Source organism: Pseudomonas sp. P39-UII1, assembly GCF_039672635.1.
Classification (GTDB): Bacteria; Pseudomonadota; Gammaproteobacteria; order Pseudomonadales; family Pseudomonadaceae; genus Aquipseudomonas.
This window is the reverse complement of sequence record NZ_JBDFPP010000034.1, coordinates 1-26,591: the sequence shown is the minus strand read 5'-3', so window position 1 is coordinate 26,591 and position 26,591 is coordinate 1. Positions and strand designations below refer to the sequence as shown.

Sequence of the window (26,591 nt, the reverse complement as noted above, 5' to 3'; positions counted from 1 at the left end):
AAGGAAACGCAGCCATGACCCAATCCCTGGCCGATATGCGCCGCGACTACACCCGTGATGGCCTGGCGGAAGCCCAGGCCCCGGGCGAGCCGTTCGCGCTGTTTCACCAGTGGTTCGCCGATGCGGTAAAGACCGAGCAGCCCCCAGTGGAAGCCAATGCCATGACCATCGCCACGGTTGATGGTGAAGGGCGTCCGCATTGCCGCGTGTTGCTGCTCAAAGGGCTCGATGAGCGAGGCTTCACCTTTTTCACCAACTACGACAGCGCCAAAGGGCAGCAATTGCAAGCCAACCCTTTCGCTGCCATGACCTTCTTCTGGCCGGCGCTGGAGCGCCAGGTGCGGATCGAGGGGCGGGTGGAGAAGGTCACGGCCAAGGAGTCGGATGACTATTACCAGGTGCGGCCGCTGGGTAGCCGCCTGGGCGCCTGGGCCTCCCCGCAGAGCCGGGTGATTGCCGGGCGCGAAGAACTGGAAGGTCTGGTGAAAGCCACCGAGGCTCGGTTCTCCGACACCCAGCCACATTGTCCGGAGCATTGGGGCGGCTATCGTCTGCTGCCCGAGCGCATCGAGTTCTGGCAAGGGCGGGCAAGCCGCCTGCACGACCGCCTGAATTATCGGTTGGTCGAGGGGCAGTGGCTGCGCGAGCGCCTGGCCCCCTGAAATGCAAGGGGCTGCGCTGCGGCCCCATCCCCGCCTCAACACCGATGCAGTAATCCCCGACTATCCTCTGTCAAAGTCTTCAAGCCTGGCTCGAAGACTGTACCGTAGCTGAACGGAAATAATTTTATTGCTCCGATGCCGTGACAGCCGTCGAGGTGCAGCGTCTAATGGACACCTGACTTATGGAGACTTTACCCATGCGTAAATCCGCTTTGCTGGTGGCGACCTTCACCACCATGTCGTTGTTGCTGGGCGGCTGTGCCTCCAGCCTCACCGGCGACAGCTACTCCCGTGATGAAGCCCGTCGCGTGCAGACCGTACGCATGGGGACTATCGAATCGCTGCGCCCAGTCAAGATCGAAGGCACCAAGACGCCGATTGGCGGTGGTGCAGGCGCAATCGTCGGTGGTGTGGCCGGCAGCGCCGTCGGTGGCGGCCGCGGCAGTATCGTTGCGGCCGTGATCGGCGCCGTGGCCGGTGGCCTGGCAGGTTCCGCTGCTGAGGAAGGCATTACCCGCACCCAAGGTGTGGAGATCACCGTGCGTGAGGACGATGGCAGCATGCGCGCTTATGTGCAGGCGGTGCAGGAGAACGAAATCTTCCGCGTGGGTGAGCGCGTGCGCATCATGACCGTTGACGGTACCAGCCGCGTTTCTCACTGATAGCTGAATAAACAAAACCCCGAACCGGTTTCGCCAGTTCGGGGTTTCGTGTGTCTGTACCGGCGCTACAGGCTTAAAGCCCGAGCATATCCCGCGCGACCGCCTCGGCAATGCGAATGCCATCGACGCCGGCCGAGAGAATCCCACCGGCATACCCGGCGCCTTCGCCGGCCGGGAACAGCCCTTTGACATTCAGGCTCTGGTAATCGGCACCGCGGGTAATGCGCAGCGGCGAAGAGGTGCGCGTCTCGATCCCGGTCAGCACTGCATCATGCAGGTTGTAACCTTTGATCTGCCGATCGAACGCTGGCAGTGCCTCGCGGATGGCTTCGATGGCGAAGTCCGGCAGGCTCGGCGCCAGGTCGCCCAGCGTAACCCCGGGCTTGTACGAAGGCTCGACGCTACCGAGGGCGGTGGAAGGCTTGCCGGCAACGAAATCGCCGACCAGCTGCGCCGGTGCCTGGTAGTTGCTGCCCCCCATCACATAGGCATGTGCCTCCAGGCGTTCCTGCAGCTCGATGCCCGCCAGCGGGCCGCCCGGGTAGTCACGCTCAGGGTCGATGCCGACCACGATGCCGGAGTTGGCATTGCGCTCGTTACGCGAATACTGGCTCATGCCATTGGTGACGACGCGGCCGGGTTCACTGGTGGCGGCCACCACAGTACCGCCGGGGCACATGCAGAAGCTGTACACCGAGCGGCCGTTCTTGGCGTGGTACACCAGCTTGTAGTCGGCGGCGCCGAGCTTCGGGTGGCCTGCATACTTGCCTAGCCGCGCCTTGTCGATCAGCGTTTGCGGGTGCTCGATACGGAAGCCCACGGAGAACGGCTTGGCTTCCATGTACACGCCCTTGGCGTGGAGCATGCGGAAGGTATCGCGGGCGCTGTGGCCCAGGGCCAGCACCACATGGCGCGACTGCAGTTGCTCGCCGCTTTCCAGCACCACACCGCTCAGTTGGCCATCGGCCAGCAGCAGGTCGGTGACCTTCTGCTCGAAGCGCACTTCACCGCCCAGGGCGATGATGTCCTGGCGCATCTGCTCGACCATGCCGGTCAGGCGGAAGGTGCCGATGTGCGGCTTGTTGATGTACAGGATCTCGTCCGGCGCGCCGGCTTTGACGAACTCTTCCAGCACCTTGCGGCCGTGGTGCAGCGGGTCCTTGATCTGGCTGTACAGCTTGCCATCGGAGAACGTCCCGGCGCCGCCTTCGCCGAACTGCACGTTGGACTCGGGGTTGAGCACACTCTTGCGCCACAGGCCCCAGGTGTCCTTGGTCCGCTGGCGCACTTCCTTGCCACGCTCGAGGATGATCGGCTTGAAGCCCATCTGTGCCAGCAGCAGGCCTGCGAAGATGCCGCATGGGCCGAAGCCGACCACGATCGGGCGCGCCTGCAGGTCGGCCGGCGCTTGCCCGACGTACTTGTAGGTGACATCCGGGGCGACACTGATGTTGTGATCGTCAGCGAACTTGCTCAGCAGCTCGGCTTCGTTGCTGGCTTCGAGGTCGATGGTGTAGATGAACAGCAGTTCGCTGTTCTTCTTGCGCGCATCGTAGCTGCGCTTGAACAGATTGAAGCTGAGCAGTTGCTCGTCGCTGATGCCCAGGCGCTGAACGATCGCTTCGCGCAGTGCTTCGTCGGGATGGTCCAGGGGCAGCTTCAGTTCGGTGATTCGTAGCATGGCAGGGTCCAGTATCCCGGCCATGGGCGGCCGGCGGCTTTACACAAACCGCCAAGTATAAGCTGTTCGCCGCCCTGACTGGCAGGATAAAAATGCCCGGCGATCAGTTGTCGCGTGCGCCGCCGTAATAACCGCAGCCCTTCAAGGTCTGGCCATCGATGCGCAGTTCGGCGCGCAGGTGGCGCACGGCACCGTTGGCACCATCGACGCAGCGCTGCGGAGCGACCCACAGCTCCACATGCTGGCCGTTGGCCTCGCTGCTCAGGGTCAGGCCACCGCCAGGCACTTCCTCTTCAAGGAAAGGCAGTGGCAACGGCTCTTTGCCCACGCGGTTGAGCACCATGCCCTTGCCACTGGCCTTGATGTCCCACTCCGGCTCATGGCCACCGGCGCGCAGGGTCAACTGTTTGAAGTTAGGGTCTTCGCAGGCGCGGGTAGAGGCTTCCAGGCGGTACAGGCGGCTTACGTCCAGTTGGCCGTCGTTGTTGGCCTGCTTGCTGCCGGTGAGACGCCCGCGCACGTCGGCGAACAGTTTGTCGCCGGCGTCGTCGGCCAGGTTGGCGGCTTCCTGCAGAATCCCGGTGCCGGCAACGTCCCTGATCACGAAGCGCCGGGGTTCGTTGCAGGGTTTGAACAGCAACTGGCCGCCACCTGCACTCAGTTCGCCCTGCATGCGCGTGGTGCCGATGTTCGGGTCGCTTGGCTTGTCTGCCATGAGCTGGCAGCCGGCGAACAGGGGCAGCAGGGCAGTGAGCAGCAGTGAAGGGCTGAGGCGCATGGGGCGGGCTCCGGGAATCTTGCAAAAGAGCTGGCCACGGTACTCAGGCTGGGTGGGGATCACAAGTCTTCGATTGCCTTATGGGCCTCTTCGCGGGCAAGCCCGCTCCTGCAGAGATCGCGCAAGTGCTGAAAACGGTGCCGTGTCACAGGCAGAAAAAAGGGCCCGAAGGCCCTTTCACGAGTGGCGATGATCAACCACCCAGGTAGGCGTCACGTACTTTCGGATCAGTCAGCAGTGCCTCACCAGTACCTTGCATCACCACCCGACCGTTCTCCAGCACATAGGCCCGGTCAGCGACTTTCAGCGCCTGGTTGGCGTTCTGCTCCACCAGGAACACCGTCACGCCATCGCGGCGCAGCTGTTCGATGATGTCGAAGATCTGCTGGATGATGATCGGTGCCAGGCCCAGCGACGGCTCGTCGAGCAATAGCAGCTTGGGCTTGCTCATCAGCGCCCGGCCGATGGCGAGCATCTGCTGTTCGCCGCCAGACATGGTGCCACCGCGCTGGATGTAACGCTCCTTCAGCCGCGGGAACAGCTGCAGGACCTTGTCCAGTTGCTCCTGATAGTCACCCTTGTTGGTGAAGAAGCCGCCCATGGCGAGGTTTTCCTCGACGGTCAGGCGGGCAAACACGCGGCGGCCTTCGGGGACCACGGCGATGCTCTTGCGCATGATGTGCGAGGACGGCTGGCCGACCAGCTCTTCACCCAGGTACTTGATGCTGCCGCTGTGCGCCTGCGGCGAGCCGCACAGGGTCATCAGCAAGGTCGACTTGCCGGCCCCGTTGGCGCCGATCAGGGTGACGATCTCGCCCTGGTTGATCTCGACGTTGACGCTGTGCAGCGCCTGGATCTTGCCGTAGAACGTGGAAACGTTTTCGAACTTCAGCATTTACGCTTCCCCCAGGTAGGCTTTGATCACGTCAGGGTTGTCGCGAATTTCCTCCGGCGTGCCGTTGGCCAGGGGCGTGCCCTGGTTGATGACGACGATGTGGTCGGAAATGCTCATCACCAGCTTCATGTCATGCTCGATCAGCAGCACGGTGACGTTGTGCGACTCGCGCAGGTAGGCGATCAGTGCCTTGAGGTCCTCGGTTTCCTTCGGGTTCAGGCCGGCTGCCGGTTCGTCGAGCATGATGATCCGTGGCTGGGTCATCATGCAGCGGGCGATTTCCAGGCGGCGTTGCTGGCCGTAGGCGAGGGTGCCGGCGGTGCGGTTGGCGAATTCGGTCAGGTTGACCTTTTCCAGCCAGTACTGGGCGCGCTCCATGGCCTCCTTCTCGCTGCGGCGGAAGCTCGGGGTCTTGAACAGGCCGGCGAAGAAGTTGGTGTTGAGGTGGCGGTGCTGGGCGATCAGCAGGTTCTCCAGCGCGGTCATCTCTTTGAACAGGCGCACGTTCTGGAAGGTCCGCACCACGCCCTTGCGGGCGATCTGGTGGCCGGCCAGGCCCTGGATGGGCTGGCCGTCGAGCAGGATGGTGCCACCGCTGGGCTTGTAGAAGCCGGTCAGGCAGTTGAATACGGTGGTCTTGCCGGCGCCGTTCGGGCCGATCAGTGCCACCACTTGCTTTTCCTTGACGGTCAGGGCCACGCCGTTGACCGCCAACAAGCCGCCGAAGCGCATGCTCAGGCCGCTGACTTGCAGAATTTCACGGCTCATCGATGCAGCTCCATGTGTGGACGTTGCATAGGCAGCAAGCCTTGCGGACGCCAGATCATCATCAACACCATCAGCGCACCGAACATCAGCATCCGGTATTCGCTGAACTCACGCATCAGCTCGGGCAGCAGGATCATCACGATGGCCGCGAGAATCACGCCCAGTTGTGAGCCCATGCCGCCCAGCACGACGATGGCGAGGATGATCGCCGACTCGATGAAGGTAAACGACTCCGGAGTGACCAGGCCCTGGCGCGCGGCGAAGAAGCTGCCGGCGAAACCGGCGAAGCAGGCACCGAGGGTGAAGGCCGAGAGCTTGATGATGGTTGGGTTCAGGCCCAGCGCACGGCAGGCGATCTCGTCTTCACGCAGCGCTTCCCAGGCACGGCCGATGGGCATGCGCAGCAGGCGGTTGATGACGAACAGCGCCAGCAGGGCCAGCAGCAGGGCCACCAGGTAAAGGAAGATGACCTTGTTGATCGAGTTGTATTGCAGCCCGAAGAACTCGTGGAAGGTCTGCATCCCCTCGGCTGCACGGCGCTCGAAGGTCAGGCCGAAGAACTCCGGCTTGGGGATGTTGCTGATGCCGTTGGGGCCGCCGGTCCAGTCGGTGAGGTTGCGCAGGAACAGGCGGATGATCTCACCGAAACCGAGGGTCACGATCGCCAGGTAGTCACCGCGCAGGCGAAGCACCGGGAAGCCAAGCAGGAAGCCGAAGGTGGCGGCCATCAGCCCGGCGATTGGCAGGCAGACCCAGAAGCTCCAGCCCAGGTAGTGCGAGAGCATCGCATAGCTGTACGCGCCCACGGCATAGAAGCCTACGTAACCCAGGTCGAGCAAGCCGGCAAGGCCTACCACGATGTTCAGGCCCAGGCCCAGCAGCACGTAGATCAGGATCAGCGTGGCGATGTCGACCGCACCGCGCGAGCCGAAGAACGGCCACACCAGGGCTGCGACGATCAAGCCGATGATCACGTAGCGCTGGGTTCTGGGCAGGGTCAGGTAGTTGCTTACCGCCGGCGGGATCAGCTTGCGGTCCGAGCGGCGGCTCATCACCGAGCTCCACTGCTTGTCGAACAGCACGCGCAGGAACATCAGCACCGAGCACACGGCGATGATGCTGATGGTGAACGAGCCCTGGCTGTGCACCGCCAGGCTGATGCCGTCGATGCTCAGTTTCAGGCCCAGTACCGGGAAGGCCACGGCCCAGACCAGCAAGGCGCTGAAGAACGCCTGTTTGAGATTTCTGTTCATACTTTTTCAACCTCCGGGCGGCCCAGAATGCCGGTCGGCCGGAACAGCAGGACAAGAACCAACAGACCGAATGCCACCACGTCCTTGTACTGGTCGCCGAAGATGTCGGCGCCAAAGGCTTCGGCCACGCCCAGCACCAGCCCGCCGAGCATGGCGCCCGGAATGCTGCCGATGCCACCCAGTACCGCCGCGGTAAAGGCCTTCAGGCCCACCAGGAAACCGGCGTTGGGGTTGATCACGCCGTACTGCATGCTCAGCAGCACGGCCGCCACGGCCGCCAGCGCGGCACCGATGACGAAGGTCAGGGCGATGATGTTGTTGGTGTTGATGCCCAGCAGGTTGGCCATCTTGATGTCTTCGGCGCAGGCACGGCAGGCGCGCCCGAGGCGGGATCGGGAGATGAACAGGGTGAGCAGGGTCATGGCTACCAGGGTGACCACGAACACCAGAACCTGCATGTAGGAAATCAGGACTTCTTCAGCCCCGCCCGGCCCGAAGGAGAAGCTCCCGGGGATCAGGTTGGGGATGGATTTGTCCTTGGAGTCTTGCGAAAGCAACACGGTGTTCTGCAGGAAAATCGACATGCCGATGGCGGAGATCAGCGGGATCAGGCGGTTGCTGTTACGCAGGGGGCGGTAGGCAACCCGTTCGATGCTGTAGCCATAGGCACTGGTGACGAAGATCGTCGCGACGAAGGCAACGGTCATCAGGATCGGCAGCGAATGGATACCCATCATGGCCAGGCCCGCCAGGGCGATGAAGGCCACGTAGGAACCGATCATGTACACCTCGCCGTGGGCGAAGTTGATCATGCCAATGATGCCGTACACCATCGTGTAGCCGATGGCGATCAAGGCATAGGTGCTGCCGATGGTCAATCCATTAACCAGTTGTTGGAAGAAATGGTAGATCTCAGGCATTACAGCGCTCCTAAAAACCTGATTTGCATTTCGCTGGCGGGGGTAGGCCAGGAAACCGCGGGTGACGGTTTTAAGATTTTCAGGTGGACTGGCCCCCGGATCGCGGGAATCAGGTCCATGAACCTCATAAAACAAAGCCCACTGCTCGCACAGTGGGCTCGTAGGTCAGCTATTTAGTCACGCAGTTACTGAGGGGAGACTTCGGTCTTCGGCTTGCCGAAGTGCCATTCGTAGACCACGAACTTGAAGTCTTTCAGGTCGCCTTTGGCGTCGTACGACAGCTCGCCGGTCGGGGTCTTGAAGGTACCGGCGTGGATGGCTTCTGCCACCTTCTCGGCGTCTTCGGACTTGGCCGCTTTGATGCCTTCGGCGATCAGTTGGACAGCCGAGTAGGCCGGGAACACGAACGGGCCGCTCGGGTCTTTGCCGTCAGCCTTGATGGCGTCGACGATGGCCTTGTTTTCAGGATCGGCGTCGAACGACTTCGGCAGGGTGACCAGCAGGCCTTCGGAGGCGTTCTGGGCGATCTGCGAGATCGAGTCGTTGCCTACGCCCTCTGGGCCCATGAACTTGGCTTTCAGGCCTTTTTCCTGAGCCTGGCGCAGGATCAGGCCCAGCTCTGGGTGGTAGCCGCCGTAGTAGACGAAGTCGACGTTGTTCTGCTTGAGCTTCTGGATGATCGAGGAGAAGTCTTTGTCACCGGCGTTCAGGCCTTCGAACACGGCAACCTTGGTGCCTTTGCTTTCGAGGGTCTGCTTGACCGCGGTGGCGATGCCTTCACCGTACTGCTGCTTGTCGTGCAGGACGGCAACAACCTTCGGCTTGACGTGGTCGGCGATGTAGTTGCCGGCCGCTGGGCCCTGGGCGCTGTCCAGGCCGATGGTACGGAAGATCATTTTGTAGCCACGCGCGGTGATTTCCGGGCTGGTGGCGGCGGGGGTGATCATGATCACGCCTTCGTCTTCGTAGATGTCGGACGCAGGCTGGGTAGAGCTGGAGCACAGGTGGCCAATGACGAACTTGACACCGTCGTTGACCACTTTGTTGGCGACTGCCACGGCCTGTTTAGGGTCGCACGCGTCGTCGTATTCCTTGGCTTCAAGCATTTTGCCATCGACGCCGCCCTTGGCGTTGATGTCCTTGATGGCCTGTTTGGCGCCGATGAACTGCATGTCGCCGTACTGGGTCACAGGGCCCGTCTTCGGACCGGCGATGCCGATCTTGATGGTATCGGCGGCAAACGAATGGCTGGCTACCCCTGCCAGAACCATTGCGGCGAACAGCTTGGAAATCTTGATCATAGTGCTCCACTCATTCTGTTGTAATTCTTATAGTCCTGGCGGCCAGGGCTACAGACCGGGCGGGATTTGCGGTATGGCCACGCCACACTGCATGCCCACCTTCCCCCGGAACATGTCCCGGAACTGTACCGGTACAGTGTAGAGCGCTGTTCGAGCGCTTGAAAAGCGGGCGAAAAGTGCCTATCTCCAGGGTTGTCGCATGATCGACACAAAGATACAGAATAGCGCCATCAATTTGCCTGCATCTTCGGCCCCACCCCACAAGTTATGGGCCAATCGACCAAATTACGTATTTGAAACCGGGTTTTTCTGCAAAAATGCCGGCCTTTTTATTGGCCGATTTTTACGGGTAAGCACCCATGACTGATCAAACAAGCACCCTCTATGCCAAATTGCTCGGCGAGACGGCAATTATCGAGTGGAAGGCTTTGGAGCGTTTCTGGGCCAAGGGTGACCTGATTTGGGTCGACCCCAGCCTGGACCTGATCGCCGTTGCCGAAGCAATGGCCGAGAATCGCGGCGAGATCTTCGCCAAATGGCGTAGTGATGGCACCGTCGGGCCGGTCACGGCCGAGCAGGCACTCGACCTGCAAACCCGCGATCCAGAGATCTGGGCAGTGGTGGTTTCACCGTTCATCGTGATTCAGCTGAAGGGCTTGAAACAGGACTGATTGCTTTTAGTGCGCGAAAATGCGCAGCCGCCCCATTTTGGTGCTCGATGGCGTTCAGGGTGGGTAGAGGTAGGTAACAATTCGGCGTGGCGGTAACAGTTTACGGGATGCGTAATGGGGCCTGAGCAAAGGCCCGGATAGATATCGAATTAGCCAGGAGTCGTTCATGAGCACTGCACTACCTTCGCTTGGATTCGCCGGCATCGGCTTGATGGGCTTGCCGATGTGCCGGCGCCTGCTGGCGGCGGGCTACCCGCTGACCGTGTGGAACCGCAGCCCGGACAAGTGCGCCGAGCTGGTCGCCGCGGGCGCACGGCTGGCCGCGAGCCCTGCCGAATTGTGCCGAAGCAGCGACATGGTGTTGTTGTGCCTGGCCGACACGGCGGTGGTGCGCGAAGTGGTGTTCGGCGAGCAGGGCATTGCCCAGGGCGGGCGCAGCGGGCAGTTGCTGGTCGACTTCTCCAGCCTCGAGCCGACCGCCACCCGCGAGATGGCCGCCGAGCTGGCTGCCCTGTGCAGCATGGCCTGGCTGGATGCGCCGGTATCCGGTGGTACGCCGGGCGCCGAAGCCGGCACCCTGGCAATCATGGTTGGCGGCGAAGCTGCCGACCTGCAGCGGGCGCGCCCGGTACTGCTCACCCTCGGCCAGCGGGTGACGCACATGGGCGGCGTTGGGGCGGGGCAGGTGACCAAGGCATGCAATCAGATGATCGTGGCCTGTAATGCGCTGGTAATTGCCGAAGTGGTGGCACTGGCCGAGCAGTCTGGGGTCGATGCAACCTTGCTTGCCGAAGCGCTGGCGGGAGGCTTCGCCGATTCCAGGCCGCTGCAGATTCTGGCCCCGCAAATGGCCGAAAGCCGCTTCGAACCGATCAAGTGGCATGTGCGCACGCTGCTGAAGGATCTCGATGGTGCGGTCAAGTTTTCGCGTGAACAGGGCTCGGCGACGCCGCTCAGTGGTCTCGCCGCGCAACTGATGCGCCTGCACGGTAGCCAGGGCAATCTGCAAAAAGATCCGGCGACCCTGGTAGAGCTGTATCGCAACAAGCAATGAGCGCAGCTTCCTGGCGGTCGAGCCGGTCGAGGATCGGCCGCAGCTCCGCCAGTGGCACCGGGCGGCTGAGCAGGTAGCCCTGCAGGTAGTCGCAGCCGTTGGCGGCCAGGAACTCATGTTGCTCGACGGTTTCGACGCCTTCGCTGACAACCTGCAGGTGCAGGGTATGGGCCATCGCGATAATGGCCTGGACGATTTCCCGGTCCTTCAGGCTGCCCGGCACGTCCTGCAGGAAGCTACGGTCGATTTTCAAGACGTCCAGTGGCAGGCGCTTGAGGTAGGCCAGCGACGAATAACCGGTGCCGAAATCATCGATCGACAGGCTCACCCCTTGGCCACGAATGCGCTTGAGCAGGCTGACCGTGCGCTGGATGTCGCCCATCAGTGCGTTTTCGGTAACCTCCAGCTCCAGGTAGCGCGGCGCCAGGCCTGCGTGGAACAAGGCCATTTCCACTTCGTTGGGTAGCTCTTCATGGCCCAGGGTCACTGCGGAGCAATTGACCGTGAGCTTGAGGCTGGCAAAACCATGGCGATGCAACTGCGCCAGGTCTTCGCAGGCGTGGCGCAGCACCCACAAGTCGAGGTCGACGATCAGGCCATTGGCTTCGGCGATGCCGATGAACCGGTCGGGGCTCAGCAGGCCATGTTGCGGGTGCTGCCAGCGTACCAGCGCTTCTAGCTTGGCCACCTGGCCGCTGTGCAGGTCGTAGATGGGCTGGTAATGCACCCGCAAACCCCGCTCTTCGAGCAGGGCAATGCGCAGTTCCTCTTCCAGCTGCAGTTCGAGGGTGGCGCGGCTTTTAAGCCCGCTGTTGAAAAAATGCAGGCTGTTGCGGCCACTGCCCTTGGATTGGTAAAGCGCGAGGTCAGCGTGCTTGAGCAATTCTTCAGCGGTAAGCCCGTCGTCGGGGTAGATGCTGATGCCGATGCTGGTGGTCATGACCATGCGCCGGCCGCCCAGGTCGATCGGGTCTTTCATGCGCTGCATGATGCGCTGGGCCAGGTGGCGCGCCTCGTCGGGGCCATGCAGGGTGGTCACCACGCAGAATTCGTCACCGCCAAAGCGCGCCACCAGGTCCTGGCTGCGGGTGGCCGCCTTGATATGACTGGCAATCACCTTGAGCAATTCGTCACCCGCGTGATGACCCAGGCTGTCGTTGATCCGCTTGAAGTGGTCGATATCGAGGAACATCACCGCCAGCCGGTGTTCGCTGGCATCGAGCTCCGCCAGGCGTTCGGCGAACACCTGGTTGAAACCGCGGCGGTTGACCAGGTTGGTCAAGGCGTCGTAGTGCGCCGCTTGCTGCAGCGACGCGCGGGCCTGGTCCAGTTGGCTCAGCAGTACGCCATAACGGCGCAGGTCGTCTTCCTTGCTTTGCAGTTTCTTGTCGGCCAGGGCCGCGCTGATGCTGCTGCCGCTTATCAGCAAGGTGATGAAGGCGACCGTCAGGCCCAGTTGCAGGCTGTTGTCGCCGGATGGCAGGTTCAGGGCCGTATCGGCCGGGATCACCAGGGTCATGGCGGCCATTGCCGTGAAGTGCGTGGCGACGATGCCAGCGGCCATCAGCAGGCTTGCCCCGTACTTCATGGCCTGGTGCAAGGTGCCGCTGCCATTGCGGAAGTAGCGCGCCAACAACAGGGCGGCGAGGCTGGTAAGCAGGGCGATGGCCACGCTGACCAGTACCAGGCCGGTCTGGTAGTACTGCTGGGCGCCAGTCTGCAAGGCGGCCATGCCGACAAAATGCATGATCACGATGCCCATGCCGATCAGCAGGGCGCTTTGCAGGTAATGTTGCGGCCGCATGTGCTCGCGGTCGAGGCTGGTCATGGCCAGCCAGGCCACCAGCAGCGCAATCAATAGCGAAAGGCCGGTTAGAGAGGCGTCATAGTGCATTTCGACCGGGGCCTGGAACGCCAGCATGCTGATGAAGTGCATGGCCCAGATCCCACCGGCCAGGCAGCAGGCGCCGAGCATGCGCCATTGCCGCTGTGCGGCCGGGTGTTCGCTGTGGGATTGACGCTCGGTCATGTCGAGGGTGGCGAAGCAGGCTGCGCTGGCCACGGCAAAGGCGATGAGAATCAGCAGGGGTTCATGCCGGCAATCGATGACGGTCCGTCCGCTTGCCGGCAGTTCGGAGAACAGTTGCAGTCCCAGCCATTCCATTGCTTGCCCCATGGTCGAGTTCGCCCTGGTCTCCAATCAAGCCCCGAGGAGACTGTTCAGAAAGCAGTATAGAAACGGGTGTTTAAACCTTCCTGACTAATGGCGCTTTGATTGCAATGATTTGGTTATCGGACTGATAGCGTGGGGGAATAAGAGGGGAGGGAGGCGCGGCGCGCCTCCCAATCGGTTGCGCTGGCGTCAGCCGGCAACCAGCACGCGGATGGCCTCAAGGCGCAGGGCTGCCTTGTCCAGCATTGCCAGGCCATCTACGCGCTGCTTGCGCAGGGCGTCGATTTCGCTGTCGCGCACACTCGGGTTGACCGCCTTGAGGGCGGTCAGGCGCGCGAGCTCTTCATCGGACTCGGCTGCCAGGCGGCGCTGCGCCTCGGCCACGCGTTCGACGTGGGTCGGCATGATCTTGGCCTCACCGCCGCTGATGCGTTGGGCCAGAACATCACGCTGAGCCTGCACGAACTTGTTGGCGCTGGCGCGTGGCACGCTTTCGAGCTGGTCGTTGAGCGTTTCGAAGGCGACCCGCGAAGCGAGGTCGTTGCCGTTGGTGTCGAGCAGGCAGCGCAGCGCCGCAGGTGGCAGGTAGCGGCCCAGCTGCAGGCTGCGCGGTGCCACCACCTCGCTGACGAACAGCAGTTCGAGCAGCACGGTGCCAGGCTTGAGTGCCTTGTTCTTGATCAGCGCAACGGCTGTGTTGCCCATCGAACCGGACAGCACCAGGTCCATGCCGCCCTGCACCATCGGGTGCTCCCAGGTGAGGAACTGCATGTCTTCACGCGACAGCGCCTGGGCACGGTCGTAGGTGATGGTGACGCCTTCGTCGTCGCCCAGCGGGAAGCTGGCGTCGAGCATCTTCTCGCTCGGCTTGAGGATCAGTGCGTTTTCCGAATGGTCTTCGCTGTCGATGCCAAAGGCGTCGAACAGGGTTTCCATGTAGATCGGCAAGGCGAACTGGTCATCCTGCTCAAGGATGGCCTCGACCAGCGTCTGACCTTCGCCGGCACCGCCGGAGTTGAGCTCCAGCAAACGATCCCGGCCACTGTGCAGCTCGGCTTCGAGACGCTCGCGCTCGCCTTTGGCCTCGACGACCAGCGCATCCCAGGCCTTGCTGTCGCCGCCTTCGAGCATCCCCAGCAGGCGCGGGCCGAACTGGTGCTGCAGGGCGTTGCCGGTCGGGCAGGTATTGAGGAAGGCGTTGAGGCCTTCGTGGTACCACTGGAACAGGCGCTCTTGCGGGCTGCTCTGCAGGTAAGGGATGTGCAACTGGATGATGTGCTTCTGGCCGATCCGGTCGAGGCGGCCGATGCGCTGTTCGAGCAGGTCGGGGTGGGCCGGCAGGTCGAACATCACCAGGTGATGGGCGAACTGGAAGTTGCGGCCTTCGCTGCCGATTTCGGAGCAGATCAGCACCTGGGCGCCGAACTCTTCGTCGGCGAAGTAGGCGGCGGCGCGGTCACGCTCAAGGATGCTCATGCCCTCGTGGAAGACAGAGGCCGGAATGCCCGACCGCACGCGCAGGGCGTCTTCCAGGTCCATGGCGGTTTCCGCATGGGCGCAAATCACCAGGACTTTGGTGCGCTTGAGCATCTTCAGGGTGTCGATCAGCCAGTCGACCCGTGGGTCGAAACGCCACCAACGCTCTTCCTCGCTGACGTCGCCTTGTGCCTGGAACGCGACTTCCGGGTACAGCTCGGCGTGCTCGCCGGCCGGCAGGTCACGGTACTGGTCCGGCAGGGCCAGCGGGTAAGGGTGCAATTGGCGCTCGGGGAAGCCTTGGATAGCCGCACGGGTGTTACGGAACAGCACGCGACCAGTGCCATGGCGGTCCAGCAGTTCACGGACCAGGCGTGCGCTGGCCTGGGTGTCGCCGTCGCTGACCGCAGCCAGCAGGGCTTCGCCTTCGGCACCCAGGAAGCCTTGGATGGTGGCATGGGCCTTGGGCGAAAGACGGCCTTCATCGAGCAGTTCCTGTACCGCTTCGGCCACCGGGCGATAATTTTCGCTCTCGGCACGGAAGGCGGCCAGGTCATGGAAGCGGTTGGGGTCGAGCAGGCGAAGACGGGCGAAGTGGCTGTCCTGGCCAAGCTGCTCGGGGGTGGCGGTGAGCAGCAGCACGCCCGGGATGACCTGGGCCAACTGCTCGACCAGGCCGTATTCGGCGCTTACCTGGTCTTCGTGCCAGACCAGGTGGTGAGCTTCGTCGACCACCATCAGGTCCCAGCCGGCGGCGAACAGCGCGTCCTGGGCCTTTTCGTCATCGACCAGCCACTCCAGGGCGACCAACGCCAGCTGCGCATCTTCGAACGGGTTGCTGGCATCGCTTTCGATGAAGCGCTCGGCGTCGAACAGCGCCACCTGCAGGTTGAAGCGCCGGCGCATTTCCACCAGCCACTGGTGCTGGAGGTTTTCCGGCACCAGGATCAGCACACGGCTGGCGCGGCCGGTCAGCAGCTGGCGATGGATCACCAGGCCCGCCTCGATGGTCTTGCCCAGGCCCACTTCGTCGGCCAGCAGGACGCGTGGCGCGCTGCGGTCTGCCACTTCGCGGGCGATGTGCAACTGGTGGGCGATCGGTTGCGCGCGGCAGCCACCCAGGCCCCACAGCGACGACTGGACCTGCTTGCTGGTGTGCTGCAGGGTGTTGTAGCGCAGGCTGAACCAGGACAGCGGGTCGATCTGGCCGGCGAACAAGCGGTCGCTTGCCAGGCGGAACTGGATGAAGTTCGACAGCTGGGTTTCCGGCAGGGTGCGCGGCTGGTTCTGGCCGTCGAGGCCGTGGTAGACCATCAGCCCGTCGATATCATCGACTTCGCGGACCGTCAGCTTCCAGCCCTCGAAGTGGGTGATCTGGTCACCTGGCGAGAAGCGCACGCGGGTCAGCGGCGCATTGCGCAGTGAATACTGGCGGGTGTCGCCAGTGGCCGGGTAGAGCACGGTCAGCAAGCGGCCATCCTGGGCCAGGATGGTCCCCAGGCCGAGCTCCGCTTCGCTGTCACTGATCCAGCGTTGCCCCGGTTGATACTGCTGCGCCATACTGCCTGAACTCCCGCGATGAAAAAGCCGGCTATGTTAACGGATAGGCCGGTCAGACCATAGAGTAGAAGTCCAAGAGTCTAGCTGTTTCATCGCAGTTTACCGTCTTGCCGACGAGGGCTACGGACGATATGCCGCTCAAGCACCGCTGGTTGAATGCTTCCCTGGTTGTGAGCAGCCTCATGCTGCTGGCCGCTTGCGAACAGAAAAATTTCGAAAGCTTGCCGGCGATCCCGGTCGAGCAACTCGAGGTGTTGGGGGTGCAGACGCCGATCAAGAGCGTGCACTTTCGTGACCGCGACGGCGAAGGCCTGCTGGTGCTCAGCCGCAGCGACGGCCAGGCCGTGGATGCCGAGTCCGAGCAGGAAGTCGACAAGGTAGTGCTCAAAGCCACCTTATATGGGCGTGCGAACGAGCGCGATGGCTTCAAGCCACGCTGGCAGATCGAACAGGAAACCACCTGCCCGGGGCTGGACCTGGATGTCGATTTCTACACCGATGTCAGTGATGTCGGCGACCTGAACAAAGACGGTATTGCCGAAGTGACGGTAGCCAGCCATGCCTTCTGTGGGGGTGGCATCGAACCGCATGATATTGCCATTGAAATGCGCGAAGGCCAGGCCAGCTACACCATCACCGGCCAGTCGCTGATTACCCCGGCGGGCGAAGAGCCCATCGGCGGTGAGCGCGAAGACAGCGCCTCGCTCAAGAATGCCTCGCCGGTACTGCGCGAGCATATGGACGCGGTTTGGCAACAGGTCTACAAGCGGCCCTGGAGCGAGGCCAGCACACCCAGTAACGATGACCCTGACGACGAACCCGAATAGCCGCTGTCTATACTGGCATGACGCAGCCGGCACCGGCTGCACAACCTCGTTCGCCGACGCTCAAGGTGGCTGACAGCCGGCCGATACAGTGGGCACAGGAGAATCCACATGCTGCCGCCGATCATCCCGCTCAGTGCTGCCCCCGTTACCTCGCAACAGGACCCGGTCAAACCGACACCGGACATCAAACCGGTGGTGCCTGCGCAGCCTGCCTCGGGTGAAAGCGCGATCGACCTCAAGCACCAGCGCGACCCGCAGGAGCAGGCCTTGCTGCTGCGCGATGAACAGCGCCGCCAGCAGCAGCGGCGCAACAGCAAGGGCGACGAGGAGCGCTATAGCGCTTTGCCGGGTGATGAAGTGAATGCCGACAACACGGTGCCGGTAGCGCCGTTGATGGGTGAGCACCAGCGCCAGGGCCTGCTGGTCGACATAGAGGTCTAGGGTTGCCAACCACTGCGTAGTCGCGGGGGCTGGTAACCATCAGCGCCTGGCTTCATCATGCAAGTCTCTGTTGATCGTCGAGCCCACCCATGAGCCAGGACAACCTCATCGACTTCGATGCCGAACGCACCAAGCGCGTCCATGACATCAAGGAAAAACGCCTGAACGAAGTGCGTCAGGCGTTCGAGCAAGCCATGCCGTTGGGCAAGGCAAAGAAAAAGAAACCCAAGGGCAAGCCCAAGAAGCGCTGAAACTTGACGCAGGTCAAACCTGCGCCCCCCTCGCGTGCCCGGCCCCGGGCACCATTGACCTCGATCAATTTCCTTCTCCTCCATCTTCGTTACCTTGCACCCATCGGACAACGGCAAACGAAACGGGAGGCCGACATGTTCTTCGACAACGTGGTTATCGCTGGCGTGGTAACGGTCGGATTGATGTTCGCATTCTTTGCCGGTCTGGGCATTTTCATCTGGAAGGACTCGAACAAGCGCAAGCCGCGCTGACCTTTCAGGTTCACGAGCACGCAAGGCATTTAGGGCGACTTCGGTCGCCCATTTTTTTTGCCTGGCAAAAATCCAACCGTCGACCCATAAAGATGATTAGCTAGCTAATTATTCGTTTCAGCATTATCCTTCGCTTCATTGTCTATCGTTTACCTGACCATCCCCCGCAAGGTCCGATTCGTGCCTATCACTCTCCAGGCCCTGTTTGCACCCAGCAGCCTCGCCCTCAAATTCGCCATCAAGACCGTGCTTGGCGGCGGCCTGGCGTTGTGGCTGGCGATGCGCTGGGGGTTGGAGCAGCCGTCCTGGGCACTGATGACTGCGTTCATCGTCGCCCAGCCCTTATCGGGCATGGTGGTGCAGAAGGGGCTTGCGCGGTTGGCCGGGACCTTGGTCGGTACCTGCATGTCCGTGGTGTTCATTGGGCTGTTCGCCCAGACGCCTTGGCTGTTCCTGATCACCTTGGCCTTGTGGCTGGCCCTGTGCACCGCGGCCTCGACGCAACTGCGCAGCGCCTGGGCTTATGCCTTCGTGCTCGCGGGCTACACCGCAGCGATCATCGCCTTGCCGGCCATCGCGAACCCGTTGCAGGTGTTCGACCAGGCGGTGGCGCGTTGCACCGAGATTTGCCTGGGCATCTTTTGCGCCACCGCGACCAGCGCCTTGCTATGGCCGATGCGGGTCGAACAGCAACTGGCCGGGCAGGCGCGTCAGGCCTGGCAGAATGGCTTGCAGGCCGCCAGTGCGATGCTGGGTGGCGAGGACGAAGCACGCAAAGGCTTGTTGGAGATTCTAGGGCGCATCGTCGCCATCGATACCCAGCGCGAACACGCCTGGTTCGAAGGCCCGCGCGGGCGTCAGCGGGCCAGGGCCATCCGCGGGTTAAGCCAGAAACTGATGGTGCTGTTGCGCATCGCGCGTTCGGTGCGTCGCCAGTGGCGCCAGCTCGATGAGCGCCAGGCCTCGCGCCTGGCTCCTTGGCTGGAAGAGGTAAGGGGGCTGTTGGCCAAGCCCGACCAGCCGAGCCTGCTGTTGCTGCGCCAGCGTATCTGGGACGCTGCGCATGACGAGCACATCAGCTCTGCCGAGCATTTCTGCCTGGCTCGCATGGCCTTGCTGCTGGACTACGCCATGGCGGCCACCCAGGCACTGGATGATGTCGAAGCGGGCAAGGCACCCAAGGATGTGGCGCAGGGCCTGGCGGCACACCGCGACTGGTCGCTGGCGTTGCTGTTCGGTTCACGTAGCGCATTGGCCTTTCTGGCCATGAGTGGCTTCTGGCTGGCCACTGCCTGGCCATCCGCGCCCGGTGGCCTGGTGCTGACCTGCGTGGTCTGCAGCCTGTTCGCCAGCCGTGAAAACGGTGCGCAGATCGGCCTCAGCTTCTTGCGCGGCATCCTCTTGGCGATCCCGGCAGCGTTGCTGGTCGGGCAGATCATCCTGCCGCAGTGGAGCAGCTTCGCCATGCTTTGCCTGGGCATGGGCGTGCCGTTGTTCTTCGGCGCTCTGGGCATGGCCCACCCGCGCACGGGGGCCACGGCCACTTCCTATTGCCTGCATTTCATCGTCCTGGTGTCGCCGCTCAACGCCATGCAGTTTGGTGTGGCGACCATGCTCAACAGTGCGTTGGCCATGCTGATGGGGGTCGGTGCCGCGGTGTTGGCGTTTCGCCTGTTGGTGTTCCGTCACCCGGCCTGGCTGGGCCGGCGCCTGCGGGCGGCGACCCAAAGCGACCTGGTGCGCCTGACCCGGCGCGACCTGCGCGGCGCCGACAGCTGGTTTGGCGGGCGCATGGCCGACCGCCTGATGCAGCTGGCGCGGCATGCCAGCGAACTGCCCGAGGCCCAGCGCAAGCGCTGGGACGACGGCCTGCACGGTCTGGATATTGGCGACGAACTGGTGCACTTGCGCATGTGCCTGGCAGTTGCCCAGGCGCCGTTGGGCGCTGCCGAACGTGAGTATCTACAGCAACTGGAAGCGGTATTGGCCAAGGGGCCGGCAGCCGGGCGCGGACAACGGCTGGATGCCGCCAGCGAACAATTCATTGCGGCCCTGCAGCGCCAGCCAGTGAGTGACCCGTTGCGCCTGGCCGAAGGGGCCGTGCTGCAGTTGCAGAAGAGCTGGCGCAAATGGTGCCGCTGGCAGGAGGAAGCCCATGGGCTTGCGTGAGTGGGCATTGGGCGGCGTGCTGCTCAGCCCTTTTCTGATCTACGTGCTGATGGCGCTGGTGCTTACCGGCGTGCTGCGCCTGGTGGTGCAGGCTACGCCGCTGGGGCGCTGGATCTGGCATGAAGCGCTGTTCGACACAGCGCTGTTCGTTTGTGTGCTGTACCTGGTAGTCCGCCTGCTGGGGCCTTTGTAAGGAGTGATTGAATGCGTGCTGTCGTCCGTATCCTGGTGACCCTGTGCGTGGTCGCCATTGCCGTGCTGGCAGGTTACAAACTCTGGCAGTACTACATGCTCACCCCCTGGACGCGTGATGCTCGGGTGCGTGCCGATGTGGTGGTGATTGCCCCTGACGTGTCCGGCTGGGTACGTGAGTTGAAGGTCCAGGATAACCAGCAGGTCAAAGCGGGCGATTTGCTGATGAGCATCGATCGTGAGCGCTTCCAGGCGGCTTTCGATCAAGCCAGCGCGGTGGCTGAAACGCGCGCCCAGCAGTTGCACCTGCGCGAGCGTGAGGCGGCGCGGCGCACGGCATTGGGGCCTGAGGCGATCAGTGCCGAGCTGCGCGAGAATGCGCAGATCAATGCCGCCATTGCCCGCGGCGAGCTGCATGAGGCGCAGGCTCAGCTGCAGGTGGCGAAGATCAACCTGGCACGCAGCGAAGTGCGCGCACCGCGCAGCGGGCATATCACCAACTTGCGCCTGGCCCAAGGCAACTATGTGAATGTCGGGCAGTCGGTGATGGCGCTGGTGGATGATTCGACCTTCTATATCCAGGCCTACTTCGAAGAAACCAAACTGCCCCGCATACGTGTGGGCGACTCGGTGAAGGTTTGGCTGATGGGGGCAGGGGAGGCGATGCAAGGGCATGTGGAAAGCATCAGCCGGGGCATCACCGACAGCAACAGCAACCCGGACAGCCAACTGCTGCCTGTGGTCGAGCCGACCTTCAACTGGGTGCGGCTGGCCCAGCGCATACCCGTGCGGATCAGGCTGGACCAGGTTCCGCAGGGCATGAACCTCAGTGCGGGCATGACGGCCAGCGTGCAGGTGCACGAAGACGCTCCCGAGTGAAAGCTGGCGCTGTTTGGTTGCTCTCGATCTATTGAAACGGCGGGCACTTGCGCTAGGCTGGGCCCCACGCGTTGCCCAGCAGAGGCGACCGTTGCCCGCCTGGCGTGCGTCACTTTCGTTCATTTGCGAGGTTACGTCATGGCCATTACATCCCAGGACATCTGCAGCGCCGCCGACCAGCTCAAAGGCTTCGTCGGTTTTCATGGCAAGCGCGGGGTCCATATCGTGCGGTTTTCCGAGGACGCGTTCGGCATGGACGTGGCGGACGAGAGCATCACCCCTTGCAACGAATTCGTCTGGCGGCCCGAGCCCGGTGCACGCATGGCGTTGTGCCGTGAGCGGTTGACACTGTTGATGGAGCAGCATGTGGATGATCGATTGAATATTGCCGAGGCGTTGCGCATTTACCTGCGGCGCCGTGATCTGCCGGAGATTGTGGCGCAGCGTACGTTGCGCTGAATGGCGTGCTGCCTGTACCCGCGACAGCGCCGGTGCAGGCTCAGGAAACCCCGGCTGATCGCCCGGGCCTTTGCTGCAACAGTTGCTCAAAGGCCAGCTTGTCCAACGGCCGGCTCAGGTAATAGCCTTGTACTTCGTGGCAGTTGTCCACTTCCAGCGCCTTCAATTGCTGCTCGGTCTCCACCCCTTCAGCCGTCACCGTCAGCCCCATGGCCTCACCCAGGTTGATGATCGCCTGCACCACGGCACGGTCGCTGCTGTTGGAGTTGCCTAGCCCGGCGATGAAACGCTTGTCGATCTTGATGCTGTCGAACGGGTAGGTGCGCAGATAGCCCAGTGACGAATAGCCGGTGCCGAAATCATCCATGTTCAGGCGTACACCCAGTTCTTTCAGCGCTTGCATGGTGGCCAAGGCACCCTCGATGTCGTTGAGCATGACGTTTTCGGTGATCTCCAGCTCCAGGCGCTGTGCGGGAAAGGTAGTTTCCAGCAGGATATCGCGCACATCGGCAACCACATCACTGCGCAGAAACTGGGCTGGCGAGAGGTTCACCGAGACCAGCAACTGCTCGGGCCAGCCCAGAGCGCTGCGGCACACTTCGCGCAACACCCAGCGCCCCAACGTGACGATCAAGTCGCTCTGCTCGGCCAGCGGAATGAACGTGTCCGGGCCAAGCAGGCCCTCCTGCGGGTGTTGCCAGCGCAGCAAGGCTTCCACCGATACGATGCGCAGGTCACCAAGGCGGTAGCGCGGCTGGTAGTACAGCACGAACTCTTCATTTCTCAATGCCCGGCGCAGGTCATTTTCCAGCTGGCGCCGGTACTGGATCTGTTGGTTCATCTCGGCGGCGAAGTAGCGCCAGGTGTTCTTGCCGTCGGCTTTCGCCTGGTACAGGGCGATATCGGCGCAGCGCATCAGCTCGCCGGCGTCGAAGCCCTGGGTGCGGGTTTGGGCGATGCCTAGGCTGGCGCCAATGTGCAGCACTTGGTCTTCGTAAGAGATGGGCTGCTGCAGCAGTTCGATCAGCCGTTTGCTCAGCCGGTCGATCTCGGTGCGGTTATCCATGCCTTCGAGCACCAGCACGAACTCATCGCCGCCCAGCCGTGCGACCAGGTCGCCTTCACGGGTGGTGTCGCGCAGGCGCGCGGCCACTTCCTGCAGCACCGCGTCACCGGCCGCGTGGCCAAGGGAGTCGTTGATCGGCTTGAAGTTGTCCAGGTCAAGCAGCAGCAAGGTCAACGGCGGCGAATCGCTGCCACGCAGCAGGGCATGCTCAAGATGGCGGGCGAGCTTGTTGCGGTTGGCGAGGCCGGTGAGCGGGTCATGCAAGGACAGGTGCTGGATGCGCGCATGGGCTGCGACTTCGTCGGTAATGTCGCTGGCGGTGCCGCGAAAACCGGTGAGCTTGCCATCGTACAGAATCGCCCGGGCCGAAATACGACAAAAGCGGTTCTGGCCATTGTGGTCGCGATAGGCGCAGCGCAAGTTGGCCGGTTGTTCCGTGTCGGCTTCGGCCTGGGCATCCAGCCAGGGCGACAACGGGGTGGTGTCACAACTGAGCAGTTGGTTGATTGGTTGCCCCAGCCACTCTTCGACCCGATCACCGGTGACCCTGACGAAGCGTTGCGACAAGTAGGTCAGCCGCTGTTGCCGATCGGTTTCCCAGATCCAGTCGGACGCGGCCTCGGCGACTGCGCGAAACCGTTGTTCACTGGCCTCCAGGGCTTGGTTGCTCTGCTGCAGGTGCAGAAGGCTCAGGTCAATGGCGCGTGAGCTGCGCAGGGCATGACGTAACAGGTACAGCATCACCAGGCCCAGCACCAGCAACGCACAGAGCAATGGCGGCAGCACCGCCCAGAGCAGTTGGCGCCCCGGCAACGGGCTGGTCCAGGCAAGGTAGTAACCGGTGCCCCCCAGCGCGATCTGCTGATGGCCGTGCGCCCCGCCCTGGTTTTTTTCGATACGCATTTGCGCAAGGCCCACACTCGCGCCGAGGTTAGCAAGCTTCGCTTCGGTCAGTTGATCTATAAAGAGCATGATGGGGGCGTTGCTGACCTCTTCGGCCGTCACATCCCTGTCGGGGCGCACGGCGGCGGCGCTGAGGACGGCTGGCCAGCCGTTGAACAGCACAAAGTGCGTGACCTGCTCGCGTGCGCTGGCGGCTTGGCGCGCCTCGGCGATGATCGCTGGCAAGGGGGCATCGATGAAGCTGCTGGCGGCGGCTTCGGTAGGGTTGCCCTTGAACAAGGCATAAGTGGTGCGCTGGTCGTCGACGACGAACACACCTTCATAGCCGCTGGCGCTGTACAGCGACTCGCCAACATTTTTTTGCTGGTAAGCCCATTGCCAGTCCACCTTGCCAACCAGGTGCTCATAGGCGGCGTCCCACACGGCGTAGCTGGAAAGAAACTGCCGCGAGGCCAGCAGGCGCTGTTGCAATGCTTGATTGGCCTGGAACGCGCTGCGTTGCTGTTCCTGCTCATCCAGCGACGCGGCGATATTGAACAGTGCGCCGAGGGTGACCAGGCAGGCCAGTCCGAATACGACGCAAAAGCCACCGATCAAAGTGCGAACGGGCAATCGGGGGGTAGGGCTGGCGGGCGTCAGTTTGGCGTTCCTGGCCATACACGAGCGACTCCTTCATGAGCTGCTGCCCCCCGCTGGTCAATCAGCGAGGAGATTCAGTCAGGATAGGCCAGCCTGAGCGTTGCGGCCTCGCTGTGGGCGAAATTGACCTCGGGACCGCGCCGTTTATCGCATAACCCGCGTGAACATTGTTCAAAAGACGGTCATCGACGAAAAATGACCTTACAAGCCAATTCACGGTTGGTGCGACCACTGTGGGGTAACATGAAGTCCTTCCTCATGCTTGGAGTGCTGCTGCTCATGATGCCCATGGCTAACCCTGCCGGCGAGCCGGCCCCACAGCGGGACGGACGCTTTCACAACCAGGCCAGCCTGCCCCAGGATGGCGTGCTGAAAAAACTGCGCATCGGCTTGAAGTACCTGTTCTTGCGCAAGCCACCAGAAACCCGGCCCGTCGCGGCCATCAGCATGCAGCCGATGACCCGCCAGCAGGTGCTCGATGCACCCGATCACAGCCTCTGGCGCCTCGGCCATTCCACGGTGTTGCTCAAACTGCGGGGGCGCTTCTTCATTACCGACCCAGTCTTCGCCGAGCGCGCCTCGCCGGTGCAATGGGCCGGGCCGTTGCGGTTCCATGCTCCGCCGCTGGCGCTGGATGACTTGCCGCCGCTGGCAGCGGTCATTCTCTCCCACGATCACTTCGATCATCTCGATGAACAGGCCATCCGCGTTCTGGCCTCGCGGGCCGAGCGCTTCCTGGCACCGCTTGGGGTGGGCGACCTGCTGATCGAGTGGGGGGTACCGGCAGCCAAGGTCACTCAGCTGGACTGGTGGCAGGAGAGCGAGGTTGGGGGTGTGCGTTTCGTCGCTACCCCGGCCCAGCACTTTTCCGGGCGTGGGTTGTTCGACAGCAACCGCACCTTGTGGGCCTCCTGGGTGGTAATAGATGAGCAGCTGCGTATTTTCTTCAGCGGTGACACAGGCTACTTCGATGGCTTTGCTCAGATCGGCGAGCGCTATGGGCCGTTTGATCTGACCTTGATCGAGACCGGCGCCTACAACCTGGCCTGGCCCAACGTGCACATGCAGCCGGAGCAGAGCCTGCAGGCACACCTCGACCTGCAGGGGCGGTGGATGCTGCCGATTCATAACGGCACCTTCGACCTCTCCATGCATGGCTGGCAGGAACCGTTCGAGCGCATCGTTGCGCTGGCTGCGGCGGCACATGTGCGTTTGAGCACGCCGCAGATGGGCGAACGGGTCAGCCTCGACTCCCCTCATGAAGGGCAGAACTGGTGGCAGCCACGGCCAGTACGCGGGCGGAGCAGGGGGGCCGAACGTTCAGTCGCTGCGCGCTGAGCGTCAGTCTTTATGGTCCCGCTCGCGGGGGGAGGGCTGCTTGTCCCCCTTCAATAGTTGCGAGGGCGGTTTGCCGCTGTCGCTGCGCACCTGGGCATGGCTGATCAAGGCGAAGATGAAGCTGCCCCCAATGATGTTGCCGGCCAGCGTCGGCAGTGCGAACTCCAGCCAGAAGCTGCGCCAGGTTTCGTCGCCCGCCCAGACCAGGTAGGACACCTCCACCGAACCGACGACGATATGGGTGAAATCACCGAGCGCCATCAGGTAGGTGATCATCAGGATGATCCAGATCTTGGCATGCTCCATGGACGGGATCATCCATACCATGGTGGCGATCATCCAGCCCGAGACGATGCCTTTGGCAAACATCTGGCTGATGTCGTTCTTCATTACCTTGCGGCCGATCTCCAGGAAGGCCACATCCGTCTTGCTGTCGAAGATCGGCAGCTCGAGCATGACCCAGGCCACCAGCAAGGTGCCCGCGAGGTTGCCGACTAGCACCACGCTCCACAGGCGCAGCAGGCGCCCGAGGTTGGTCAGTGTCGGCGTGGTCATTATGGGAAGCACCGCGGTCAGTGTGTTCTCGGTAAACAGTTGCTGACGCGCCAGAATCACCGCAAGAAAACCGGCGCTGTAGCCGATGCTGGCGATCACCTGGGCACTGTCGCCGTCCGGCAGGCGGGCATAGAAGAGCCCCATGGCCATTAATGAAAGGCCCATGGTCAAGCCTGCTGCCAGCGCGGACCACCACAGTGCCGCCAGGGTGCGCTCGAGTTCCTGGTCACCCTGGAAGCGAATGATCTCGTGCAGTACCGCCGCCCGCGGAGGCTGGTTATGGCTGACTTCCTTTTCCTCATCCGCCGACAGGCCGGGGGTCTTGTCGCTCTGTGCGTCGCTCATGGCCGCTGCCTCCTCGGAGTGTTTCTCTACAGAGCGGCGGTTCATGCATTTAGTTGCCAGGTGGCTGTGAAATGCAGTTTGAAAGTTTTTTCAGATCAAGGTGTTGACTCTGATTTCAAACCGCGTATTATTCGCCTCCTCGCAGCGATGAACGCAGCGGGGCAAGCGGTAAGTTGTTGAGGTTAAAGGCTTTTGAAAGAAAGCTGATTCAAAAAACTTCAAAATTAACGCTTGACAGCAAATGAGGAAAGCGTAGAATGCGCGCCTCGGTTGAGACGAAAAGCTCTTAACCACACGCTCTTTAACAAATTGAATCAAGCAATTCGTGTGGGTGCTTGTGAGTACGGACTGATAGTCAAAAAGATTATCAGCATCACAAGTGACCATGCGAGAAATCACATAGTCATTTGAGATTGCTGAG

24 protein-coding genes and 1 pseudogene are annotated in these 26,591 nt (G+C 62.4%); 13 read left to right on the top strand and 12 right to left on the bottom strand.

Going from position 1 to position 26,591, the window contains the following annotated elements:
- Positions 1 to 14: 14 nt before the first annotated feature.
- Positions 15 to 662 (top strand): pyridoxamine 5'-phosphate oxidase, encoded by a 648-nt coding sequence (pdxH, locus tag ABEH27_RS24505; RefSeq protein ID WP_346616043.1) that lies wholly within the window; start codon positions 15 to 17, stop codon positions 660 to 662.
- A 197-nt stretch (positions 663 to 859) separates the two neighbouring features.
- The gene (locus ABEH27_RS24500; RefSeq protein ID WP_033702633.1) at positions 860 to 1,324 is read left to right on the top strand and encodes a glycine zipper 2TM domain-containing protein; all 465 of its coding nucleotides are present in this window, start codon (positions 860 to 862) and stop codon (positions 1,322 to 1,324) included.
- A gap of 73 nt (positions 1,325 to 1,397) precedes the next feature.
- Here the strand turns inward: ABEH27_RS24500 and ABEH27_RS24495 are convergent, their stop codons facing one another.
- The 7 genes from ABEH27_RS24495 to ABEH27_RS24465 form a co-directional block, all read right to left on the bottom strand.
- Complete coding sequence (locus tag ABEH27_RS24495) at positions 1,398 to 3,005, bottom strand: NAD(P)/FAD-dependent oxidoreductase (RefSeq protein WP_346616042.1); 1,608 nt, start codon at positions 3,003 to 3,005, stop codon at positions 1,398 to 1,400.
- 103 nt (positions 3,006 to 3,108) lie between these two features.
- Positions 3,109 to 3,783 carry a hypothetical protein gene (locus ABEH27_RS24490; RefSeq protein WP_346616041.1) on the bottom strand — a complete coding sequence of 225 codons (675 nt, stop codon included), beginning with the start codon at positions 3,781 to 3,783 and terminating at the stop codon, positions 3,109 to 3,111.
- A gap of 193 nt (positions 3,784 to 3,976) precedes the next feature.
- Positions 3,977 to 4,678 (bottom strand): ABC transporter ATP-binding protein, encoded by a 702-nt coding sequence (locus ABEH27_RS24485; protein WP_016498257.1) that lies wholly within the window; start codon positions 4,676 to 4,678, stop codon positions 3,977 to 3,979.
- A complete protein-coding gene (gene livG, locus ABEH27_RS24480; RefSeq protein WP_019473322.1) occupies positions 4,679 to 5,446 on the bottom strand; it encodes a high-affinity branched-chain amino acid ABC transporter ATP-binding protein LivG in 768 nt (255 codons plus the stop codon). It lies immediately after the preceding gene.
- Positions 5,443 to 6,699, bottom strand: coding sequence for a high-affinity branched-chain amino acid ABC transporter permease LivM (locus tag ABEH27_RS24475; RefSeq protein WP_346616040.1), 1,257 nt, complete (start codon positions 6,697 to 6,699; stop codon positions 5,443 to 5,445). Before ABEH27_RS24475 ends, livG begins: the two co-directional genes overlap by 4 nt.
- Positions 6,696 to 7,619 carry a high-affinity branched-chain amino acid ABC transporter permease LivH gene (gene livH / locus ABEH27_RS24470; RefSeq protein WP_003254876.1) on the bottom strand — a complete coding sequence of 308 codons (924 nt, stop codon included), beginning with the start codon at positions 7,617 to 7,619 and terminating at the stop codon, positions 6,696 to 6,698. Before livH ends, ABEH27_RS24475 begins: the two co-directional genes overlap by 4 nt.
- Before the next feature lie 185 nt (positions 7,620 to 7,804).
- Positions 7,805 to 8,920, bottom strand: coding sequence for a branched-chain amino acid ABC transporter substrate-binding protein (locus ABEH27_RS24465; RefSeq protein WP_346616039.1), 1,116 nt, complete (start codon positions 8,918 to 8,920; stop codon positions 7,805 to 7,807).
- 359 nt (positions 8,921 to 9,279) lie between these two features.
- On the opposite strand from ABEH27_RS24465, the gene ABEH27_RS24460 reads away from it, so the two are divergent.
- Together ABEH27_RS24460 and ABEH27_RS24455 are read left to right on the top strand one after the other, a co-directional pair.
- Positions 9,280 to 9,591 (top strand): DUF2288 domain-containing protein, encoded by a 312-nt coding sequence (locus tag ABEH27_RS24460; RefSeq protein WP_346616038.1) that lies wholly within the window; start codon positions 9,280 to 9,282, stop codon positions 9,589 to 9,591.
- A gap of 166 nt (positions 9,592 to 9,757) precedes the next feature.
- On the top strand, positions 9,758 to 10,645 hold the full coding sequence (locus ABEH27_RS24455; RefSeq protein WP_346616037.1) for an NAD(P)-dependent oxidoreductase: 888 nt from the start codon (positions 9,758 to 9,760) through the stop codon (positions 10,643 to 10,645).
- Here ABEH27_RS24455 and ABEH27_RS24450 read toward each other — a convergent pair.
- Positions 10,545 to 12,809, bottom strand: a complete 2,265-nt coding sequence (locus ABEH27_RS24450; protein ID WP_346616036.1) for an EAL domain-containing protein — start codon at positions 12,807 to 12,809, stop codon at positions 10,545 to 10,547. The genes ABEH27_RS24455 and ABEH27_RS24450 overlap by 101 nt on opposite strands.
- A gap of 198 nt (positions 12,810 to 13,007) precedes the next feature.
- Positions 13,008 to 15,854 carry an RNA polymerase-associated protein RapA gene (gene rapA / locus ABEH27_RS24445; RefSeq protein WP_346616035.1) on the bottom strand — a complete coding sequence of 949 codons (2,847 nt, stop codon included), beginning with the start codon at positions 15,852 to 15,854 and terminating at the stop codon, positions 13,008 to 13,010.
- 131 nt (positions 15,855 to 15,985) lie between these two features.
- On the opposite strand from rapA, the gene ABEH27_RS24440 reads away from it, so the two are divergent.
- The 8 genes from ABEH27_RS24440 to ABEH27_RS24405 all read left to right on the top strand — a co-directional run bounded on the left by ABEH27_RS24440 (position 15,986) and on the right by ABEH27_RS24405 (position 21,324).
- Positions 15,986 to 16,681: a hypothetical protein gene (locus ABEH27_RS24440; protein WP_346616034.1), complete on the top strand. Its 696-nt coding sequence runs from the start codon at positions 15,986 to 15,988 to the stop codon at positions 16,679 to 16,681.
- A 108-nt stretch (positions 16,682 to 16,789) separates the two neighbouring features.
- Positions 16,790 to 17,122, top strand: a complete 333-nt coding sequence (locus tag ABEH27_RS24435; protein ID WP_346616033.1) for an aspartate-semialdehyde dehydrogenase — start codon at positions 16,790 to 16,792, stop codon at positions 17,120 to 17,122.
- A gap of 89 nt (positions 17,123 to 17,211) precedes the next feature.
- Positions 17,212 to 17,373 carry a hypothetical protein gene (locus ABEH27_RS24430; RefSeq protein ID WP_346616032.1) on the top strand — a complete coding sequence of 54 codons (162 nt, stop codon included), beginning with the start codon at positions 17,212 to 17,214 and terminating at the stop codon, positions 17,371 to 17,373.
- Positions 17,374 to 17,508: 135 nt separating this feature from the next.
- A complete protein-coding gene (gene ccoM / locus ABEH27_RS24425; RefSeq protein ID WP_008097462.1) occupies positions 17,509 to 17,625 on the top strand; it encodes a cytochrome c oxidase subunit CcoM in 117 nt (38 codons plus the stop codon).
- Positions 17,626 to 17,805: 180 nt separating this feature from the next.
- Positions 17,806 to 19,794 carry an FUSC family protein gene (locus tag ABEH27_RS24420; protein WP_346616031.1) on the top strand — a complete coding sequence of 663 codons (1,989 nt, stop codon included), beginning with the start codon at positions 17,806 to 17,808 and terminating at the stop codon, positions 19,792 to 19,794.
- The gene (locus ABEH27_RS24415) at positions 19,781 to 19,987 is read left to right on the top strand and encodes a DUF1656 domain-containing protein (RefSeq protein ID WP_346616030.1); all 207 of its coding nucleotides are present in this window, start codon (positions 19,781 to 19,783) and stop codon (positions 19,985 to 19,987) included. Before ABEH27_RS24420 ends, ABEH27_RS24415 begins: the two co-directional genes overlap by 14 nt.
- 11 nt (positions 19,988 to 19,998) lie before the next feature.
- Positions 19,999 to 20,865 (top strand): HlyD family secretion protein, encoded by an 867-nt coding sequence (locus ABEH27_RS24410; RefSeq protein WP_346616029.1) that lies wholly within the window; start codon positions 19,999 to 20,001, stop codon positions 20,863 to 20,865.
- A gap of 138 nt (positions 20,866 to 21,003) precedes the next feature.
- Complete coding sequence (locus ABEH27_RS24405; RefSeq protein ID WP_346616028.1) at positions 21,004 to 21,324, top strand: DUF2025 family protein; 321 nt, start codon at positions 21,004 to 21,006, stop codon at positions 21,322 to 21,324.
- A gap of 40 nt (positions 21,325 to 21,364) precedes the next feature.
- On the opposite strand, the gene ABEH27_RS24400 is transcribed toward ABEH27_RS24405, so the two are convergent.
- On the bottom strand, positions 21,365 to 23,950 hold the full coding sequence (locus ABEH27_RS24400; RefSeq protein ID WP_346616027.1) for an EAL domain-containing protein: 2,586 nt from the start codon (positions 23,948 to 23,950) through the stop codon (positions 21,365 to 21,367).
- 225 nt (positions 23,951 to 24,175) lie between these two features.
- Between ABEH27_RS24400 and ABEH27_RS24395 the strand changes: the two genes are divergently transcribed.
- Positions 24,176 to 25,270, top strand: coding sequence for an MBL fold metallo-hydrolase (locus ABEH27_RS24395; RefSeq protein WP_346616026.1), 1,095 nt, complete (start codon positions 24,176 to 24,178; stop codon positions 25,268 to 25,270).
- Positions 25,271 to 25,273: 3 nt separating this feature from the next.
- Here the strand turns inward: ABEH27_RS24395 and ABEH27_RS24390 are convergent, their stop codons facing one another.
- A complete protein-coding gene (locus tag ABEH27_RS24390) occupies positions 25,274 to 26,170 on the bottom strand; it encodes a formate/nitrite transporter family protein (protein WP_346616025.1) in 897 nt (298 codons plus the stop codon).
- 90 nt (positions 26,171 to 26,260) lie between these two features.
- Positions 26,261 to 26,591, bottom strand: a pseudogene (locus ABEH27_RS24385) (hypothetical protein); the annotation flags it as partial.

What these genes read in the sequence shown, in the direction of transcription:
- pdxH (WP_346616043.1), top strand. Translation starts at nt 15, where the DNA reads ATGACCCAATCCCTGGCCGATATGCGCCGCGACTACACCCGTGATGGC.
- ABEH27_RS24500 (WP_033702633.1), top strand. Translation starts at nt 860, where the DNA reads ATGCGTAAATCCGCTTTGCTGGTGGCGACCTTCACCACCATGTCGTTG.
- ABEH27_RS24495 (WP_346616042.1), bottom strand. Translation starts at nt 3,005, where the DNA reads ATGCTACGAATCACCGAACTGAAGCTGCCCCTGGACCATCCCGACGAA.
- ABEH27_RS24490 (WP_346616041.1), bottom strand. Translation starts at nt 3,783, where the DNA reads ATGCGCCTCAGCCCTTCACTGCTGCTCACTGCCCTGCTGCCCCTGTTC.
- ABEH27_RS24485 (WP_016498257.1), bottom strand. Translation starts at nt 4,678, where the DNA reads ATGCTGAAGTTCGAAAACGTTTCCACGTTCTACGGCAAGATCCAGGCG.
- livG (WP_019473322.1), bottom strand. Translation starts at nt 5,446, where the DNA reads ATGAGCCGTGAAATTCTGCAAGTCAGCGGCCTGAGCATGCGCTTCGGC.
- ABEH27_RS24475 (WP_346616040.1), bottom strand. Translation starts at nt 6,699, where the DNA reads ATGAACAGAAATCTCAAACAGGCGTTCTTCAGCGCCTTGCTGGTCTGG.
- livH (WP_003254876.1), bottom strand. Translation starts at nt 7,619, where the DNA reads ATGCCTGAGATCTACCATTTCTTCCAACAACTGGTTAATGGATTGACC.
- ABEH27_RS24465 (WP_346616039.1), bottom strand. Translation starts at nt 8,920, where the DNA reads ATGATCAAGATTTCCAAGCTGTTCGCCGCAATGGTTCTGGCAGGGGTA.
- ABEH27_RS24460 (WP_346616038.1), top strand. Translation starts at nt 9,280, where the DNA reads ATGACTGATCAAACAAGCACCCTCTATGCCAAATTGCTCGGCGAGACG.
- ABEH27_RS24455 (WP_346616037.1), top strand. Translation starts at nt 9,758, where the DNA reads ATGAGCACTGCACTACCTTCGCTTGGATTCGCCGGCATCGGCTTGATG.
- ABEH27_RS24450 (WP_346616036.1), bottom strand. Translation starts at nt 12,809, where the DNA reads ATGGAATGGCTGGGACTGCAACTGTTCTCCGAACTGCCGGCAAGCGGA.
- rapA (WP_346616035.1), bottom strand. Translation starts at nt 15,854, where the DNA reads ATGGCGCAGCAGTATCAACCGGGGCAACGCTGGATCAGTGACAGCGAA.
- ABEH27_RS24440 (WP_346616034.1), top strand. Translation starts at nt 15,986, where the DNA reads ATGCCGCTCAAGCACCGCTGGTTGAATGCTTCCCTGGTTGTGAGCAGC.
- ABEH27_RS24435 (WP_346616033.1), top strand. Translation starts at nt 16,790, where the DNA reads ATGCTGCCGCCGATCATCCCGCTCAGTGCTGCCCCCGTTACCTCGCAA.
- ABEH27_RS24430 (WP_346616032.1), top strand. Translation starts at nt 17,212, where the DNA reads ATGAGCCAGGACAACCTCATCGACTTCGATGCCGAACGCACCAAGCGC.
- ccoM (WP_008097462.1), top strand. Translation starts at nt 17,509, where the DNA reads ATGTTCTTCGACAACGTGGTTATCGCTGGCGTGGTAACGGTCGGATTG.
- ABEH27_RS24415 (WP_346616030.1), top strand. Translation starts at nt 19,781, where the DNA reads ATGGGCTTGCGTGAGTGGGCATTGGGCGGCGTGCTGCTCAGCCCTTTT.
- ABEH27_RS24410 (WP_346616029.1), top strand. Translation starts at nt 19,999, where the DNA reads ATGCGTGCTGTCGTCCGTATCCTGGTGACCCTGTGCGTGGTCGCCATT.
- ABEH27_RS24405 (WP_346616028.1), top strand. Translation starts at nt 21,004, where the DNA reads ATGGCCATTACATCCCAGGACATCTGCAGCGCCGCCGACCAGCTCAAA.
- ABEH27_RS24400 (WP_346616027.1), bottom strand. Translation starts at nt 23,950, where the DNA reads ATGGCCAGGAACGCCAAACTGACGCCCGCCAGCCCTACCCCCCGATTG.
- ABEH27_RS24395 (WP_346616026.1), top strand. Translation starts at nt 24,176, where the DNA reads ATGAAGTCCTTCCTCATGCTTGGAGTGCTGCTGCTCATGATGCCCATG.
- ABEH27_RS24390 (WP_346616025.1), bottom strand. Translation starts at nt 26,170, where the DNA reads ATGAGCGACGCACAGAGCGACAAGACCCCCGGCCTGTCGGCGGATGAG.